General features: G+C 60.8%; 15 protein-coding genes and 2 pseudogenes. 3 read left to right on the top strand and 14 right to left on the bottom strand.

Annotated elements, in window-relative coordinates:
* Window positions 1–458: 458 nt before the first annotated feature.
* From EFR00_RS31045 to EFR00_RS31035, 3 genes are read right to left on the bottom strand one after another with little or no spacing between them, the layout of a single operon-like run.
* Window positions 459–1,886 carry a TRAP transporter large permease gene (locus EFR00_RS31045; protein ID WP_077989457.1) on the bottom strand — a complete coding sequence of 476 codons (1,428 nt, stop codon included), beginning with the start codon at window positions 1,884–1,886 and terminating at the stop codon, window positions 459–461.
* Window positions 1,883–2,527 (bottom strand): TRAP transporter small permease subunit, encoded by a 645-nt coding sequence (locus tag EFR00_RS31040; protein WP_077989458.1) that lies wholly within the window; start codon window positions 2,525–2,527, stop codon window positions 1,883–1,885. The genes EFR00_RS31045 and EFR00_RS31040 overlap by 4 nt, the downstream gene beginning before the upstream one ends.
* Window positions 2,528–2,586: 59 nt before the next feature.
* On the bottom strand, window positions 2,587–3,717 hold the full coding sequence (locus EFR00_RS31035; RefSeq protein ID WP_038687480.1) for a TRAP transporter substrate-binding protein: 1,131 nt from the start codon (window positions 3,715–3,717) through the stop codon (window positions 2,587–2,589).
* On the opposite strand from EFR00_RS31035, the gene EFR00_RS31030 reads away from it, so the two are divergent.
* Window positions 3,710–4,117 (top strand): hypothetical protein, encoded by a 408-nt coding sequence (locus EFR00_RS31030; RefSeq protein ID WP_125864892.1) that lies wholly within the window; start codon window positions 3,710–3,712, stop codon window positions 4,115–4,117. The genes EFR00_RS31035 and EFR00_RS31030 overlap by 8 nt on opposite strands.
* Before the next feature lie 103 nt (window positions 4,118–4,220).
* Here the strand turns inward: EFR00_RS31030 and EFR00_RS31025 are convergent, their stop codons facing one another.
* The 10 genes and pseudogenes from EFR00_RS31025 to EFR00_RS30980 form a co-directional block, all read right to left on the bottom strand.
* Entirely contained in the window at window positions 4,221–5,429 is a 1,209-nt protein-coding gene (locus EFR00_RS31025; protein ID WP_077989460.1) for an MFS transporter, read from the bottom strand.
* A 59-nt stretch (window positions 5,430–5,488) separates the two neighbouring features.
* Window positions 5,489–6,469, bottom strand: a complete 981-nt coding sequence (locus EFR00_RS31020; protein ID WP_077989461.1) for an AraC family transcriptional regulator — start codon at window positions 6,467–6,469, stop codon at window positions 5,489–5,491.
* Between the two features lie 43 nt (window positions 6,470–6,512).
* Window positions 6,513–7,781 carry an MGH1-like glycoside hydrolase domain-containing protein gene (locus EFR00_RS31015; protein WP_077989462.1) on the bottom strand — a complete coding sequence of 423 codons (1,269 nt, stop codon included), beginning with the start codon at window positions 7,779–7,781 and terminating at the stop codon, window positions 6,513–6,515.
* Window positions 7,782–7,799: 18 nt separating this feature from the next.
* Window positions 7,800–8,858, bottom strand: coding sequence for an ABC transporter ATP-binding protein (locus tag EFR00_RS31010; protein ID WP_077989463.1), 1,059 nt, complete (start codon window positions 8,856–8,858; stop codon window positions 7,800–7,802).
* 13 nt (window positions 8,859–8,871) lie between these two features.
* Complete coding sequence (locus EFR00_RS31005) at window positions 8,872–9,729, bottom strand: carbohydrate ABC transporter permease (protein ID WP_038687489.1); 858 nt, start codon at window positions 9,727–9,729, stop codon at window positions 8,872–8,874.
* Window positions 9,726–10,577, bottom strand: coding sequence for a carbohydrate ABC transporter permease (locus EFR00_RS31000; protein WP_077989464.1), 852 nt, complete (start codon window positions 10,575–10,577; stop codon window positions 9,726–9,728). Before EFR00_RS31000 ends, EFR00_RS31005 begins: the two co-directional genes overlap by 4 nt.
* A 72-nt stretch (window positions 10,578–10,649) precedes the next feature.
* Window positions 10,650–11,924: an ABC transporter substrate-binding protein gene (locus EFR00_RS30995; RefSeq protein WP_039618442.1), complete on the bottom strand. Its 1,275-nt coding sequence runs from the start codon at window positions 11,922–11,924 to the stop codon at window positions 10,650–10,652.
* A gap of 42 nt (window positions 11,925–11,966) precedes the next feature.
* Entirely contained in the window at window positions 11,967–12,977 is a 1,011-nt protein-coding gene (locus EFR00_RS30990; protein WP_077989465.1) for a LacI family DNA-binding transcriptional regulator, read from the bottom strand.
* Between the two features lie 145 nt (window positions 12,978–13,122).
* A pseudogene (locus tag EFR00_RS34345) lies at window positions 13,123–13,278 on the bottom strand (SDR family oxidoreductase); the annotation flags it as partial.
* Between the two features lie 406 nt (window positions 13,279–13,684).
* Window positions 13,685–13,992 (bottom strand): annotated as a pseudogene (locus EFR00_RS30980) (DUF982 domain-containing protein); the annotation flags it as partial.
* Window positions 13,993–14,624: 632 nt separating this feature from the next.
* Here EFR00_RS30980 and EFR00_RS30975 point away from each other — a divergent pair.
* Entirely contained in the window at window positions 14,625–15,695 is a 1,071-nt protein-coding gene (locus tag EFR00_RS30975) for an acyltransferase family protein (protein WP_077989466.1), read from the top strand.
* 36 nt (window positions 15,696–15,731) lie between these two features.
* Here the strand turns inward: EFR00_RS30975 and EFR00_RS30970 are convergent, their stop codons facing one another.
* A complete protein-coding gene (locus EFR00_RS30970; protein WP_077989467.1) occupies window positions 15,732–16,235 on the bottom strand; it encodes a nuclear transport factor 2 family protein in 504 nt (167 codons plus the stop codon).
* Window positions 16,236–16,404: 169 nt separating this feature from the next.
* Here EFR00_RS30970 and EFR00_RS30965 point away from each other — a divergent pair, with 169 nt between their 5' ends.
* Window positions 16,405–17,187, top strand: coding sequence for an AraC family transcriptional regulator (locus EFR00_RS30965; RefSeq protein WP_210299761.1), 783 nt, complete (start codon window positions 16,405–16,407; stop codon window positions 17,185–17,187).
* The last annotated feature ends 13 nt before the right edge of the window (window positions 17,188–17,200 follow it).

Below are 17,200 nucleotides of genomic sequence, written 5' to 3'. Positions count from 1 at the left end.
AGCAACGGCGACAACAACGGGCTATCGCGAGTGATGGCGTGCAGTCGTTGAAACTGGTCGTCCATTGAGTGCGACACTTCCAATCTATCTCGCGTTTTCCACGCACTGCGAGGACACCTGGCACGAAAGCGGACATGCGAGGCTTCGGTGCGGAGGTCCAGGATCGGGCCGTAGGTCGATGGACGAACGGGCTTTTGCAGCGGATTGCCGTCACGAAAGGGCGGCGGTTGAAGATTGCAGTCTATCCAGACGATTTCGACGGGCGTCGCCGAAAGAGCTGATCCCAGATGTCGTACCCCGCAGGGACAATCCCGATCAGCAGTGCAGCGGCCAAATCGAACCGTGGAACAAACGCCAGGATGACCGCGCAGAACGCGACAAGCGTCACGAATGGAAATATTGCAAAAAACCGGCTTCTGTTCATCGGTCTATCCTTTCGGAATGGGCCAGACACTGCGTCATCTCTGTCCTCCATAGAGTAGATCAGGCAGCATGTAGACGATGCCCGGGAACAGATAGATGACCACCATGCAGAAAATGACGATAAACATATACGGCATCATGCCGCGGAAGATGTCGGCCAGTTTGACATGCCGAGGCGAGACCCCCTTCAAGTAGTATGCCGACATCGCCATGGGTGGTGATAGGAAGGCCGTCTGCAGGTTGATTGCCACGAGGATACCGAAGAACAGCGGATCGATCCCGAAATGCGGCAGCAGCGGAATGAAGATCGGGATGAAGATGACGATGATTTCAGTCCATTCCAGAGGCCAGCCGAGAATGAAGATGATGATCTGGGCCAGGATCAGGAACATCAGCGGCGACATGTCGAGGCCGGTCACGAAGTCACTGATGAACTGTTGGCCGCCGAGATAGGCGAATACCGATGCGAAGGTCGCCGAACCGACGAACAACCAGCAGACCATCGCGGTCGTTCGCGCCGTCAGATACACCGACTCCTTCAGTCGCTGCCAGGTCAGCGCCCGATAGGCCGCAGCAAGCGCCAGTCCGCCCAATGCGCCGATCGCGGCGGCCTCCGACGGCGTTGCCAGGCCAAAGAGAATGGCACCCAGCACCGCAAGAATCAGAAAGGCGAGGGGCGCGAAGGATGTAAGCATCATCCAGGCGAGTTGGACCGGCGTGTGCTCGCCCACATCTTCTTTCGTTGGCCGCGGCGCCAGTTGCGGCTGCAGCATTGCTCGCACCACGACATAGATGAGATAAAACCCCGCCAGGGCGAAGCCGGGCAGGATTGCCGCCGCATACAATCGGACGACCGAAATCCCGGAGGTGGCCGCATAGACGATCAGCAGGATGGAAGGCGGGATCAGGATCCCGAGCGTGCCGCCCGCGCAGATCACGCCCGTCGCGTAGCGCACGTCATACTTTGCCTTCAGCATCGCTGGCAGGGCGAGCAGTCCCATCAACGTCACTACGGCCCCGACGATGCCGGTTGCCGTGGCAAAGAGTGTGCAGGTGACCAGGGCCGCGACCGCCATCGAGCCGGGCACCCGGCGCGTGACGCTGAATAGCGTCGAGAACAGCCGATCGACGATGTTGGCTCGCTCGACGATGTAGCCCATGAACAGGAACAACGGGATAGCCGTCAGCACGTCGTTCTGGATGACCGAGTAGGTCTGGTTGACGAACAGATCGAAGATCCGGTTGTTGAAGAAACCGCCGATCCAGGTCTGCGCCAGTGTAAACGTATCGGCGCCGGATTCGAGCGCGCGGTCATAGCCGCGCCACATGCGGCCGGCATCGAAATAGGCATAGTATCCGAAGCCGACACCCAGCGCCATCAAGGTGAACGCCACCGGGAAGCCGAGGAAGATGGCGAGGATCAGGATGAGGAGCATCCCGACGGCGATATGTGCATCCGTCATGTGTCCCGATCCCGTGGTTCACGTCCAGCGTCAAGTTCCCGCGACGGAAGGAGACCCTCGTCCTCGGTCTTGAGCACGTCCAGGCTTTTTGTTTCCAGTAGTACCTTTTCCAGTTCTTCGACATCTTCGGCCTGCTTCGGCCATTCGCCCGTCCTTATGCAGAGAATGCAGCGGAAGACCTGCGCTACGCCCTGCAGGAACAGGAGAATGCCGGCGGCGACGATCACAGCCTTGAACTGGAAGATCGGTACACCGGCCGGACTGTTGGAACTGACCTCCAGGTAGCGCCAACTGCGTGCGGCATATTTCCAGCCCGAGAACACAAGCGCGGTTATACCGGGAAAGAAAAAGATGAAGTACAACACCAGTTCCAGCCTGGCCTGCGTGCGCGGTTTCCAGAGCCGGTAGATGAAGTCGCCGCGCACATGGCCATCACGCGAGAGGGTATAGGCTCCCGCCATCATGAAGATCGTTCCATAGAGCATGTAGCTCAGATCGAAGGCCCAGGGGGTCGGCGCGCGAAAGAGGTAGCGTGCAACAACCTCATAGCCGACGCCGAAGGCCATGATGAGTATCCCCCACGCGAACACCTTGCCGAACCACGCCGACAATTCGTCGGCGAATGCAATGTAACGGAGCATGCAAGGGCCTCCCTAACCTCGATGAGGGACGAGGCCCGGAAATACCGGGCCTTCACCATCTATTTTCCGAGGTTCAATTTTCCGGGGAAATAGTGCTCATAGGCGAGTGCGAGATCGGCGGAGTTCATCAATTCGTAGTACACGACCCTCTCCACCCACTGCCGCTGACTGTCGAGCACCTTCTTCATGAACGCATCCGCTTCAAGCGTCGGGATGATCGCATCCCAGGCCTTCAGTTGCGCATCCAGAATTTCCTTTGGAGTGCGGTGCACGGTCACGCCATGTTCGGCCTGGAGTTTTTGAAGGTCGCTTGAATAGTTGTCCATTGCGGACGCTGTTATCGCCGTGCTTGCTGCCTCCACGCCATATTCCAGGATCGCCTGCAGATCTTCGGGAAGGTCGTCAAACACATCCTTGTTGAAGAGGAACTCGAAAGATTCGCTCGCTTGATGGTAGGACGACAGGATGTAGTTCTTCGCGACATCCTGCGAACCAAACCGTATGTCAGAGGAGGGATTGTTGAACTCGAAGGCGTCGATGACACCTCGCTCCATTGCCGGCACGATCTCGCCGCCCGGAAGTTGAGCGACGCTCATGCCCATGTTCTGCATGAGATCGGCGGCGAGCCCGACCGTACGATATTTGAGGCCGTTGATGTCGTTCACGGTCGCGACCGGGTTCTTGAACCAGCCGAACGGCTGCGCGGGCATCGGGAAGCCATAGAAGCCGTAAACGTTCAGCCCCATGATGTCCTGGGTGAGTTCTCGGTAGAGATCCTTGCCGCCACCTTGATGGAACCATCCGAGCATGGTGGTTGCGCTGCCGCCAAATACCGGCCCGGTACCGAAGAGGGAAGCTGCCTTGTGCTTTCCGTACCAATAGACGGGAACGGTGTGGGCTGCGTCGATCACGCCATCGTTGACGCCGTCGAGCACCTGAAACGCGCCGACGACCGTACCGGCAGGCATGAGTTCGAACTTCAGGCGTCCGCCGGACATTCGTTCGACCCGCTCGACGTACAGGCGGGCAAAATCCATCCAGATGTCCGACGCGGGCCAGGATGTTTGCATTTTAATGACGGTGGGTGCCTGGGCCAGCACGGCCGGGGCGGCAAGAGCCCCAACTGCGGTTGCTCCAACGAGGGTAGATGCTCCCAGCAACTCTCGACGCGATACTGCCTTTTTGTTCATTGTTCTTCCTCCCTGGATTGTAGTCGAATTCTCCCTGCATTTCCTGATGGTCTGCTCAATTGAAGAGGAGGGCTCCCAACCTCTCCGCGACCAGTATCAACAACTGATTGTTCTCATTTGTCTATTATGCACACTTTTTGCAATTCTGACAGACGTTCAATTGTTGTTGATAACAGCTTGGGGCTGTGGTCCAACGGCCAAGGCACAGTACCTCTACTCCGCGTTGTCCGGACTACCTCAGCTTGGAAAGAAAGAGCTGCTTTCGCCCGTCGACGATGAACTGGAGCCATGTGCTGAACTGGAACCATGTGCTCGTTGGCGCTACGGCTTCGAGCCGCTTGGCGCGATCCAGGTCGGTTCGTCGCTTGAGGCTCGTCCCGATGTTGCGGGGTCCCGTTGAGCTTCTGTTCGATCCGATAGTTTGTGGCATGCGGGGCCCTTTGCCGAGGGCCCCTAGTCGCGTGATAGCGATGATCTGCTCACCTTGGCCGGAGCTCCAAGAGTCAGCTGCGGGGTTGAAGCAAGGCCAGAACGATAGTCGATGCCGCCAAGACGGCTGTAAATGTCAAAGGCGCTGAGGCACCAAAGTGGTCGACCACATAGCCGCCGAACAGCGCACCTATGCTGATGGCGACCTGGAACGAAACGACCATCAGGCTGCCGGCAGCCTCCAAGGCGTCTGCTGCGCCCCGGGACAGGTTGGTGGGCAGTACCACCGGAGCCATCCCAAAAGCGAAGCCCCAAAGTGTAACCAGGGCAAAGGCGATGCCGCTCTGTGCACCCCAGAGTACGAGAGCAAGCGCCGAAAACGCCATCAATACGCCGGTGACAGCGAGCGCCGTGTGGATATTTGCGTCTGCCAGTCGGCCGCCGGCGACATTGCCGATCACAGAGGCGATGCCAAACCCGAGGAGCGCCAGGGCAATCGGGCCGGTGCCGAGGAGCGTCACCTGTTCGAGGAAGGGTCGCACATAGACCGAACCGGCAAAATGTCCCGTCATCAGCAAGAGGATGGCAAGCATTCCGAGTTGCACAGTGCGCCGTTTCGTCAGCCGGAAGACGTCGGAAAGACTATTGCTTGTGCTTGCGGGCAGCGTCGGCAAGCTGAGTATCTGCAACAGCATCGCAATCGCTGCGAGCCCTGCGGCCATGGCCGTGGCGGCACGCCAGCCGATCCAATCGCTGATCAAGGCGCCCATGGATGGTGCAGCTATGGTGGCAAGCGAGACACCGAGGGTGACGATAGCCATACCCCGACCTGTCGCATTGGTGCCGACCAATCTCGCCACGACGGCAACCGAAAGCGCCCAGAAACCACTGAGCGCGACGCCGAGCCCGGCCCGGCCCAACAACAATAGCCAAAAATCCGTCGCGAGCGCGGCCAGGAGATTGGAGCCGATAGCCAAGGCGCTTAGGCCAACCAGGACAGTCTTCCGGTTCAGTTTGCCGATAAGAACATTGCTCAACAAGGCCGTCACCGCGCCAACAGACGCGGTGGCGGTGACAACCTGACCGGCGGTTCCCTCGCTGACGCCAAGGTCACGCGCCATCGGCGTCAACAGACCTGCCGGCAGAAATTCAGCTGAGACGAGTGCAAAGCTTGTGGCTGCCATTGAAATAACGGCAAACCAGGTTGTTGGGCTCCATGTACTCGGAACGGTAGAATCGAGGCCAATCGCGGGGCCGTCAAGCTGTGATGTTGTGTCCGTCATTGAAGTACCTCCAAGTGTTAGAGGTCTTAATAGCGGAGTCTTTCAGGATGATATGTGTCCTAAAGTCCGAATTCCATATCCGTTCGTCCGGAAATTGTGCGGCGCACAACACCAGGCGAGACGCTGGTGATGCGCTTGAAGGCGCGAGCGAAAGAAGCTTCAGATTCATAGCCCAGTTGCGAAGCGACTGCGGCAACCGACATGTTTTGACCGAGCAACTCTCGTGCAAGCTGCATGCGCAGACGGGCGAGATAGCGTGCCGCGCCTTCGCCCAGGATGGCGCTGAAGCGTTCCGCGAAGATCGAGCGCGATTGACCTGCCACGCTGGCAAGGGTCTCGAGCGTCCAGTCATGGCCGGGATCCCGGTGCATGGCTGCCAGCGCACGACCGATATGAGGATCACGGATCGCGGCGAGCCAGCCGCTGGTCGAGGCGCCGCTGCAATTGACCCAGCAGCGAATAAGCCGCGCGACGAGTACATCCGCCATGCGTGACAAGACCGTGGCGCTGCCTAACTGGGGCTGCGACGCCTCTGCCGTCATGGCGGCGAGGAGGGGGCCGACGATCGGATCATTGCCGGCAACGTCACAACCCTTGATGATCGGTGGCATCAGAGCGATCAACGGGTTGAGGGCATTCGCACCCAAAGCCATGGAACCGCAGAACAAGGTGCTCGTCGCTCCTGTTCCTTCCTGCACCACTTCGCAGACATTGCCGCCCAGCTTGGTGACCTGGCAGCTCTTGAGCGAGTCCCCGACAACATCAGGCTTGCTGGCCAGTCGGTGTTCGACGCCCTGTGGCAACAACACCAGATCGCCGCCTTGCAACTCCTGCCATCCTTGGGCTTCGGTATGGATCCAGCACGGCCCCTCACTGACGAAATGAAAGCGAAGCAGCTGTTGCTGCGCAAAGGCGATGCTCCATGGATGACGCAGCTCGCAGCGGCCGTAGTTGACTCCACTCAGGCGAAAGTCCCGAAGAATTTCGCTGAGTGCGTCCGTAGGATTCTGCGTCGGAGACTGGGATGAACGATCAAGCATTGGGATAATTTATATGCCGACCGTCCGGATTGCAAGTCAGGGCTTAGGCGACGCTGACGTGTCGCTCAAGCCACAGATAGGCTGCAGCCGTCCAGGAAAAGCCGAGGCCGCCGCAGCCTTGGCCGGTGACCGGGTCGAAATATTCGGCGAAACCTTCCGTCTCGATCGCGGCGAGGGTGGATTTCCGCAGCTCTTCGGCGACAGCCGTGTGGCCATTGCGCTTCAGTCCGTCGATCAGCAGCCAGTTGATGATCGCCCAGGCGGGGCCGCGCCAGTAGCGCTTCGGCTCCCAGCTGGCGATGCCGGGTTTGGTCGTCGGGAAGGCGACCTTGAGATCCTTGGACCAGGCTTTCATTTCCGAGACCAAGGCGTCGGCAACCTGCTTGTCGAGGTCCAGCGAGAGGAGGGGGATGAAGCCGGCTTGCGTGGCGGCTTCGACATCTTCGCCGGAGATCAGGTCTCGAGAGACGAAGCGGGCAAGCTCCGGCCGCCACTGGGCCATTAGCGCCTTGCGGGTGCGGTCGTTGAAGGCAGCGATCTCGATCGCCTCCTCGGTCCGATCGAAAAGGCTGGCAAGGTGTTCCAGATCTTCGCCGGCCTTGAGCAGAATGGCGGTCGTCTGGATCTCGGCGACCTTGAAGGACGCCTTCTCCCATTGTTTCGCCGGATCCCAGCCGCAGGCGGCATAGGTATCGACCAGATGAATGAAGCGGCGGTAATCCTCGTCGCGCGGACGCATGTCGGCATTGACATGGCCGGTATCCTTGCGCACGACGGGGGTATCGGTGGTCGTGGGTACACGAGCGAGCGCGATGTCCCAGGCGGGAGAATTGTCGCTGCCGCTTTCCCAGGGATGCAGGAGCGCGACGAGCCCGGTGCCATCGGGATCGCGGGCAGAATACCACCAGCGGTGCCATTTCAGCGCCGCTTCGTAGAGCGGCAGGGTACGGGCTTCGGCCCCCTTGCCGGCGGCTTCATGCAGCTTGCGCAATGCGATCGCGAAGACCGGCGGCTGGGTTATGCCGGAGGTCGGGATCGCGTGTTTCGTGTGCCAGACATCCGGTCCAGGGAAATAGGTTTCGCTTGGCGCGTGGAAGACGATATGCGGGATCATCCCGTCCGCCCACTGGCCCTCGACCAGCCGTTCCAGCTCGCGGTAGGCGCGGTCGGTATCGTAGAGCGCGAATCCCATGGCGACGAACGCCGAATCCCAGTTCCATTGAAAGGGATAAAGCCGGTCGGTCGGTACGGTATAACCGCCGCGATCGTTCTGGGCGAGGATGCGTTTCGCCTGGTCGATATGCATGTTCATTTCGGTGCTCCGGTATTCTCAGGCCAAGACGGCCGGAAAGGACTTGCCGCTTTCGGGCGAAAGCCAGGTGATGCGCTTCTGGTCGAGCTTCAGACCGATGGTCTCGCCGCTCTTCACGGTCTCCGAAGCCGGCAGGATGACGCGGACCGGCTGGTCATGGATCGACCCAGTCAACAGCAGATGCGAGCCCATCGGCTCGGCCACGCGAACCCGCATTTCGAGACCCTGCGGCAGCGGCGCGAGTTCGACGGCCTCGCCGCGCAGACCGAGGACGATTTGATCGCCGGATTCCTGCGGCGCCACGAGCCGTTCGTCGCCTACCGCCACCTGGCCGTTCTCAACCGGCACCTTGATGAAGTTCATCGGCGGATTGCCGATGAAGCCGCCGACGAAACGTGTTGCCGGGTGATTGTAGATCTCGACCGGATGGCCGACCTGTTCGACCACGCCGCCATGCATGACGGCGATGCGGTCGGAAAGGCCCATCGCTTCCGTCTGGTCGTGGGTGACATAGATCGTCGTGGTGCCTGCCGATTGCAGCACGGTCTTGAGCTCGGTGCGCATTTCGAGACGGAGCAGCGCGTCGAGGTTCGAAAGCGGCTCGTCCATCAACAGAACCTTCGGTTCGACGGCAAGGGCGCGAGCGACCGCGACGCGCTGGCGCTGGCCGCCGGAAAGCTTGTTCGGGTAGCGGTCGAGATACTGTTCGATATGCAACAGGCCGGCGGCCTTTTCGACCTGCGTCTTCACGCCTGCGTCGTCGACCTTCTGCATCCGCAGCCCAAAGGCGACGTTCTCGTAAACAGTCATATGCGGAAAGACGGCGTAGTTCTGGAAGACCATCGCAAGGCCACGATCCTTAGGAGGCAAGCCGATCACCGACTTGTCGCCGATGCGGACATCGCCCGATGTTGCGGTCTCGAGGCCGGCGATGATCCGCAGCAGCGTGGTCTTGCCGCAGCCGGACGGGCCGAGCAGCGAGACGAATTCGCCGTCGTTGATCGTCAGCGAGACCTCTTTCAGCGCCTGGAAGGCTCCGAAACTCTTGCGGATGCGGTCGATGACAATATTGGCCATGTCGATGGTCCCGTTATTTGGAGGAAATGCCCCAGATCGCGAAGAGGTAACGCCTGACCGCGAAGATGAAGACAACCGAGGGAAGGATGAGCATCAGGCCGCCGGCAAAGCGGTAGTGCATCGGGCTTTCCGAGAGCACCGTCAGCAGGTAGGCGGTCAGCGTGCGGTTGCGCACCGTCAGCACCGACGCGGCAAAGACCTCGTTCCACGAGATGACGAAGGCAAAGACCGCTGTCGCGACGATGCCGGGCAAAGCCAGGGGCGCGACCACCTTGAAGAAGGCCTGGATGCGGGTGCAGCCGAACACCCAGGCGGCTTCTTCCAACTCTCTGGGCACGCCGAGGAAAATGCCCTGCGTGACGAGTGCCGCGAACGGAAGCGCCAGGACCGTATGGATGAGGCCGACGCCGACGATTGTGTCGTAGAGGCCGAGCCGGATGAAGGAGACCGTCAGCGGCAATGCCAGGATTGCCAGCGGAAAGGCGCGGGTCAGCAACACCAGGAGGCGGTAGCTGTCCTTTCCGCGGAAATCGTAGCGGGCGAGCGCGTAACCGGCCGGCGCGCCGAGCAGGATGGAAAGCGCCACCGTGATGCCGGCTGCCCCCAGCGAGTTGAGAAAGGATTGGACGACGCCTTCGGTCTTCAGGAAGAGAATGAAGGGATCCAGCGACAGACCAGTCGGCAATCCCGTCTTGGGCCAGACATAAACACCCTGGCGGCCGCCGAGTGCGCCGAGCGCGACCAGATAGATCGGCACCAGTACCCAGGCGCAAAGTGCTGCGATGCCGCTCCACAGCAGCCAGCGCCGCGAGGAGACGAAGCTGGCGGCGTTGCGGGTGTCGGCGCTCGTGTTGACGGTATCCGCGGTCATGGCAAGCGCTCCGGATCGACCTTCAAGGCTTTCAGATAGATGAGCGTGGCGGCAAGCGAGATGATCATGATCAGCACCGCATAGGCGGCGGCGACGCTGTAATTCTGGTTCTGGTTCTGCCAGTTATAGGCCTCGCCGACGAGAACCGGGAAGTTGCGGCCGCCTAGCGCATAGACCACCGCGAAGACCTCGAAGGCGAGCACGGTGCGCAGGATCAGCGCCGATTGCAGGGCGGGGCGGATCAGCGGCAGGGTGATGCGCCAGAAGCGCGTCCACGGGCCAGCCCCGAAGATTTCGGCGGCTTCCTTGAATTCCTTCGGCACCTGGTTGAGACCGGCGACGATGATGACCATGACGATTGCCGTGCCGCGCCAGATTTCAGCAACCGCAATCGCGATGAATAGCGCGACCGGCGTCTGGTAGGAGAGCCAGCTTGCCTGCCTGCCGATGATGCCGAGGCCGAAGAGCAGCGAATTCAGATAGCCGGTATTCTGCAGGATCGACAACCAGACGAGACCAGCGGCGAGGTCGGAAATGCCGAGCGGGATCGTCCAGATCCACAGGATCGTCTCGCGCCCGCGGCCGACCTTGGCGACCATCGTACCCATGGCAAGCGCGATGGCGATCTGTACCGGTACGACCGCGATCGTCAGCAGGAAGGTGTTCTTCACCGAGCGGCTGAAATTGATGTCCGTTACCATGCGCTCGGCATTTGCGAGCGAAGGCGCGCCATTGTCCGAAACCGCCAGCCAGATCGTCTGTACCAGCGGCACGACGAAGAGCAGTGCCAGGAAGGCGACGGATGGTAGGATCAGCAGATAAGGGATCCAGGGTCGGCTGTTGGTCATCGGCTCCGGCCTTGACGAGCAGAGAGGTGAAAGGGCGTCCGGGCAGTTTGTCCGGACGCTTGCTACGTGGATTTATTGAACCGGGCAGGGGCCATCGCTCTTGGCATCGGGCGCCCAGCAGGCAGCCTTCGTGTCGGCCATCAGCTTGGCCATCGTGGCGCCCTGGGCCTTCAGCACGTCTGCAACGGGCTCGTTCTGCAGCACGATGCGCTGAAAACTGTCCATGTAGACTTTGTTGAACTCGCCGCCCTTGTCACCGAGACCGACCGGGAGCAGCGAGATGACCGCGTCCTTGGAAGCCTGGGTGGCGGTGACGGCACCGGCGAGCAGGGCGACGCCGGCATCGAGATCCGGCGGCAGCTTGACGTTCAAGGTCGGGAAGAAGCCGACCTTGGAGGCGGTCAGGAGCTGCGTGTCCGGCATGGACAGGTGTTCGATGATTTTTTCTGCACCGGCCTTGTCGGGCGCGCCTTTCGGAATGGCGAGACCGGCAACCACCGGCATGTAGCCGCGACCCTTGGGACCGGCGGGGGCGGGGAAGACGACATAATCATCCGGTGCGGCGGAAATGGCATTCTTCAGGCGGGCGATATGATCCCAGGCGACCATGACTTCGCCGGCGGCCAGCGGCTCCTGCATGAAGTCGTAGCTGGTGGAGTTCGGTGTCACATAGGCCCACAGCGCCTTCAGCTTCTCCCAGCCGGCAGCCGCGTCGGCACTCTGGAAGGTGCGCACGACACCTCCGGTGAAAGACGGATAGAAATAGCCCTGGAAGTAACGCGCCATCAGCCCCTTCGGGCCGGCCGGAAAGCCGATCTGCGGTTGGCCGGTCGCCTCCTGCATGTTCTTGCCCCATTCGATCAACTGATCGTAGTTCAGCGCGTTCACGTCGGCGCCGGCAGGCAGGTATTGCAGGGCTTCCTTCTTGGCGGCCATCACATAGGTCGCTTGCATCCACGGGATATATTGCTGGGTCGACTTGCCGAGCTTGCCGAGGTCGAGCAGCGACTGCGGCATACCACTCGCCGCCAGCTTCTTGGCGAGGTCGTCGAGCGGTTCGAGTGTGTCCTTGTCGGCGAGCGGCGAAAGCTCGCCATGCAGCGCGCCGACGAGGCTGACGGTGCGCTTGCCGGCCTGGCGTTCGGCTTCCATGCGGACGGCAAACTGCGGCGGCTCTTCGACCACGTAATCGACCGGGCCGACGTCCTTCAGGAGTTCCTCGCGCACGACGGTCGCCTCCTCGATCGGGCGAAGCTGGGTGGACACGAAAACCGTCTGGGCGAGCACCGGCGAGGCGAAGGCCAGCACGGTGGAAGCCAGAATTCCAAATGACATGATATGTTTCATCTTCTCCTCCTTCATTGTTCTTTGTTTGAGATGCACTGCTGTCTATGCCGCTCTGAGCGGACGGCGATGGCTGTCGCGATCGACGAATTCGATCACGTGAAGCTCCTGGAGTTCTTCGGCGGGTTCGCCACCAATGGCGCGCAGCAGCAGCGAGGCGAAGCTCGCGCCGAGGTGTTCGCCAGTCATGCGCATGGTCGAGAGCGGCGGGCTGGTGAAGGCGCCCATCGGCAGGTCGTCGTGGCCGACAATGCTGATCTGGTTGCCGCCATCGACCTCGCGCAGTGCGCGGAGTGCCCCGATCGCCATTTCGTCGGTGGCGCAGACGAGTGCGGTCGGACGCGACGGTTGGCGCAGAAGTTCGAGTGCTGCGAGATAACCGCCCTGTTCCAGCGGCGCGCCCTCGGCGCAGAGATCGGTCGCAAGGTCGCATTCCTCCATCGCCGCCCGCCAGCCGCGGCAGCGGTCATGTGCGAAGTAATATTCCTGCGGGCCGGCGATATGGCCGATGCGGCGGTGGCCGGCGGCATGGAAGCGCAACGTCGCGGCCCGGAAGCCGGCAAAGCCGTCGCCATCGATATAGGGATGGGGCATCAGGCTTTCTGTGCGGCCGTTGGTGACGAAGGGGATGCCGCGCGACTGCAAGAATTCGACGCGCTCGTCCTTCCGCTTGGTGCGAACGAGAAGCATGGCATCGACGCGGCGGCCATCGACGAAGCGGCGGCAGATGTCGAGTTCGCTCTCGCCGCGCGGTACCGGCGCAATCACCAGATTGAGGCCGGCAGCAGCAAGATGTTCGGCGCAGCCCGACAACATATCGAGGAAATGCGGAGGGCCGATATGACCAGGATCGCTCGGCAGCGTGACGGCAACCAGTTCGGCGCGCTGCTTGCGGAGGCGGCGGGCCGAAGCATTCGGCCGGTAGCCGACCTTGTCGGCAGCCTCGCGAACTCGCTCGCGCGTGACGGCCGACACATCGGCATAACCGTCGAGAGCTCGCGACACCGTCGTGATCGAAAGCCCCAAGGATTGCGCGAGTTGTTTAAGATTGGCCAAGCTCTTCCTCCCGAACCGAGGAAACGATTGTCCAAAACGTTTTGGGAGTCAAGCCAAAACGTTTTGGACTTGCTTTATGACCAGCGACTTGCTGCCTCGCGCCGTGGCACCGGCACATTTACGCGGCGCTCTTCCGTTGCCGGCCAGCGGTGGAGCTGTTGATGATCGCGCCGGATTTGTCAGCCATGATCGGAGGTCACGAGCCGCCTGAACTGAGGACGTTCATCAGCTAGACGTCCATGCCGGTATGCCATTGCTCGTCGGTAATTTCGATAATCTGGGCGCGCGGACCATGGCCGCCATGGCCGGCGATCATGAAGCTCTCGCTCTGGACACATTTTATTTTCAGCCAGCGCCCGCGCGGCCACTGCGGTAGGGGCGGTCGCGATGCGCTACGTGAGGTAGACACGGATCTCATTGACCAACTGGGCTGAATACGCGGGAGATGTTGAAAACATTTACCCGCGTTTAAATCTAGTCGCTAGCGCTGGATTGGCCGCGGCAGGGCGCGAGGCGCAAGCGGAAATTATATCTCCCGCATCGTCACGGGAGCCCTATGGTTCGACGATCGTCTCCGCGGCGGGGGAGCCGGTGTCGGAGGCAAACGAGCTTTGGCGATCATAGCTCATGCTTTGCGAGCCCGCGACGTGATCTCGCAAGGGCAACGCTAGGCTGACAGCCGAGCGGCTGTTCGGCAGAGGACTTACCTCGCGCTGCGAGGACATGCTCGGTCGCCGAACGGACGTTGGTGGCTGCTGGACGACCGCTAGAACTGTGATACCCGCCTCATTGGCCGCACGCAAAAGGGCCTCCCGGAATCGCTCCGGGGCAATTTCCCCGTAATTGCGTCGACGCAGGCTTTTACGGCGGCGACATATTCCTCGCCATCGTCGGAAGGCCAGTCTTTGAGCAGGAGATGCGCTGCGTCGCCCAGCGTCCGAACGATCTTGCGCGTTGCCGGGCCGCGCAAAGCAAGCGCGACGGGCGTGAATGCCGATGACGTATTCCAGCCCATGTCTCCAACCCCTCAAGACACCGATACTGCAACCCCGTCTGCAATATACGCGCGTATTCTGAAATTTGGAATTGAAAAAAGTACAAGCCGCACTGCCTGAACGCGAGCCGCGATCGCAGAAGAAGGCAGGCGGGATCAACGCGTCCACCCGCAACGACAAATTCGCCGCCAACTTCCTCAAAACGGCTCAACCCGCCTCAATGCGGCTGTGGCTTGATAGCGTGCTGCGACCGCATCCTTGCACGAGAAGAAGAGGGCAGCAGCCCGCCGAGATGACGCCGATCGGAAATTCGGACCCATATTGGTCGGCCCCCGACTGCCGGTCTCAAGCGTCTCTGACGAAAGCCGCGCCTATCGGCTTAACGTCCGCCGCTTCCAAAGCATAGCGCGCGTAACGGAAGTCACGGATCGCAAGCAGCGAATCCCCGGCCCAGCTGAGAACAATGAAATAGGCAGGGGTGCGCAGGACAGCGCCCTGCTCAAACACCAAGGCGGCGGGGCGACCCTCAACCAGGCCGGGGGCGAGCCACCACCGGTGGACCAGAGATTATCGCGCACTGTTGCACAACGGCTCGTGACAACATTCAAAGCCCACCTTAATGCTCTGCGGAATTGTCAAAGCGGGGAATCGCATGCCCGGGCGCGGGGTCACAAGGCCATTTTACCCAAACGTCAACATCATCAGGCTCATCGCAGCCTCCACCGTTATCTTCTCGCATGCCTTTCTCATCTCGGAAAAGACCGAGGCCAACGAGCCCTTTGTGCGGTTGCTCGGCGACGACAAGATCCTTGGCATATTTGGGGTCTATGCATTTTTCATCACGAGCGGTTTCCTCGTCACGCAGAGCGCGCAGTTCGGCAGCGTCGGCGGCTTTCTCTGGCGACGGGCGCTGAGGATCTATCCGGCGCTTGTCGTCTGCATCCTGCTCAGCGTGTATGTTCTGGGCCCGTTGTTCAGCCCGCTGGGCATCAGGCGTTACTTGCGCTGGTCGAATCCCCTGGAGACGACCGTGCTCTCGGTGCTCAATCCGAGCTATGGCATGAAACTGCCGAATGTGCAGTTCTATGATCCTGCAATCTCCTGGCTTGCCACCTTCACCAACGGCTCTCTTTGGTCGATCAGCCAGGAAATCTTCTGCTACCTGATCCTTGCAGCGTTGATGGCCATCGGTCTTCTGCGAGCGCCGTTCATGGCGCTTGCCCTTGCCGTGGGCGTGACCTGGCAGCTTTTCTTCGAGCATCCGTGGCCAGACACACAGTTGATAACGGATTTCACTTTTATCGCGCCCTACTTCTTCTGCGGTTCGCTTCTCTGGTTCGTGATGGAAAAGTGGCAGCCGAACCTTGTCCTGGCGTCGATCTTCGCGGCGCTCGGCGTGCTCTGCCTCGTCTTCTTGCCCGGCTATTCTTACGGACCGATGTTGTTTGCCTATCCGCTTGTCTACATCGCGATCTCGCCGAGCATACAGCTGCCGACTCTCGACCGATTGGGCGATGTTTCCTACGGGACCTATCTCTACGGCTGGCCAGTGGAGCAGGTGGTGAACCATGCCCTCGGCCAGTACAGCACGTGGTGGACAGTGTTCGGCGTTTCCCTGCCGATAACATTGTTGCTCGGCTGGCTTTCATGGCATCTGCTGGAAAAGCATGCGCTGCGGTTGAAGCGAATCTCATTCCTCCAACGGCAGCCTGTCAGTCCGTGAGCGATGGCCCCCCTACGGAGCCATACTGTCTGATGCTCACTCAGTCTTCAGACGGTCGGGCAGCGGTTTGAGCCGATATGCTTGCCAGAAGAAGCTGTCCGCGGCGGCCTGATCGAAAGAAAAGTTGCGGGCTTCTTTGATCTTGCCGTTCTCGATCTTGAACGCAAGTACCCAGACCGTTTCGACATTGGCAAGGCCGTCACGGTTCGACCAGCCGCGATGCATATCGATGACCCAGTTCTCGTCCGCTATCAGCGCGATCAGCTCTGCCCGGAAATTGCCTTTTCCGAGCTGCTGAAAGAAGGCGGCCACTTCCTGCTTGCCGCGCTTGGTGCCGGCGAGCGGATGGTGGCCGGGAATGTGCCATAAAATGTCGTCGGCGAAAAAGGATGCGACCTTGTCCATGTCGCCCGAGGCATAGGCGGCGTAATAGTCGGAAATCATCTTGCGGTTCTCTTCGGGGCTTGCCGCCCGGGCGATCCCGCCCATCAGGATGAAGGATGTTAAAACGGCGCCGCCGGCGATGGCTCTGAGTGACATTGATGCTCCCTTTCCTACATGGTTTCGCGGCAAGGGTGCCGGAATGCGGGCGCTTCGACATGCGCAATTCTTGCGCGTCTTTGGGCGATTGTTGCTATTGCTGAGGGGGCCATCGTCGATGAGCGCACATGCAGGTTGATTTTCCGCCGCGCCTCACCAGCTTCTTTCCATGAGCAATGCAGCGCGGCGCGACTGGGGAGTGACGGCATGCAGGTACGATGTTCCTGCCGGCGGCGGCGCTTTCGCACTGTCGAGTCTGACGATCGGCCTGTTTTTGGTCGCACAGGACGAGCATCGCCTGGCCCTCGGCTCGGACCGCCGTCACCATATTCCGCTTTCCGCCGATGAGGGCTGGATCCTGCCCGGGGGTGCCGCCGGCATATGCGAATTCGACAACGCCCATTCTTATCTGACGGTATCCTTCGACAATCACATGCTCGACGATGTCGGGCTGGATACGCGCACGGCGTTCAGACCGCACGTCGGAGGCCTGGAACCACTTCTAGCGCAGCTCGTCCGGCTTGCCGCGGATCGCGCCGAGGATTCGTCTTCACTCTATCGGCAGACGATGGATTTGGCCCTGGCCACCCATTTGGCCCGGTTGCTGGCGCCGCATGCCGAACTTTGCGCCAGTCTCGATGACCGCCGGCTGAGGAAGGTGATTGCCTATGTCCAGGAAAATCTGACCGACGATATCTCGCTTGACCAACTCGCCTCGGAGGCGGCCATGAGCCGGTATCACTTCGCGCGCGCCTTCAAGGCCGCGACGGGCAGATCGCCGATCCAGTATGTCATAGACGAGCGCCTCGACCGGGCACGGCTTCTGTTCAAGACGACGTCGGCAACGGTCGCCGAGGTCGCCTTCCGCGTCGGCTATGCCGATGTCTCGCGCTTCGGCCAGCATTTCCGCAAGCGGGTGGGCATCACGCCCGCACAGTTCCGGTCGCAATAGCAACATACGCCGT

Origin of the sequence: Rhizobium sophoriradicis (genome assembly GCF_003939025.1) — a bacterium.
In the GTDB taxonomy this organism is placed as follows: domain Bacteria; phylum Pseudomonadota; class Alphaproteobacteria; order Rhizobiales; family Rhizobiaceae; genus Rhizobium; species Rhizobium sophoriradicis.
Note: the sequence above shows the minus strand (reverse complement) of the source record. Positions and strands in the feature narration are given on the sequence as shown.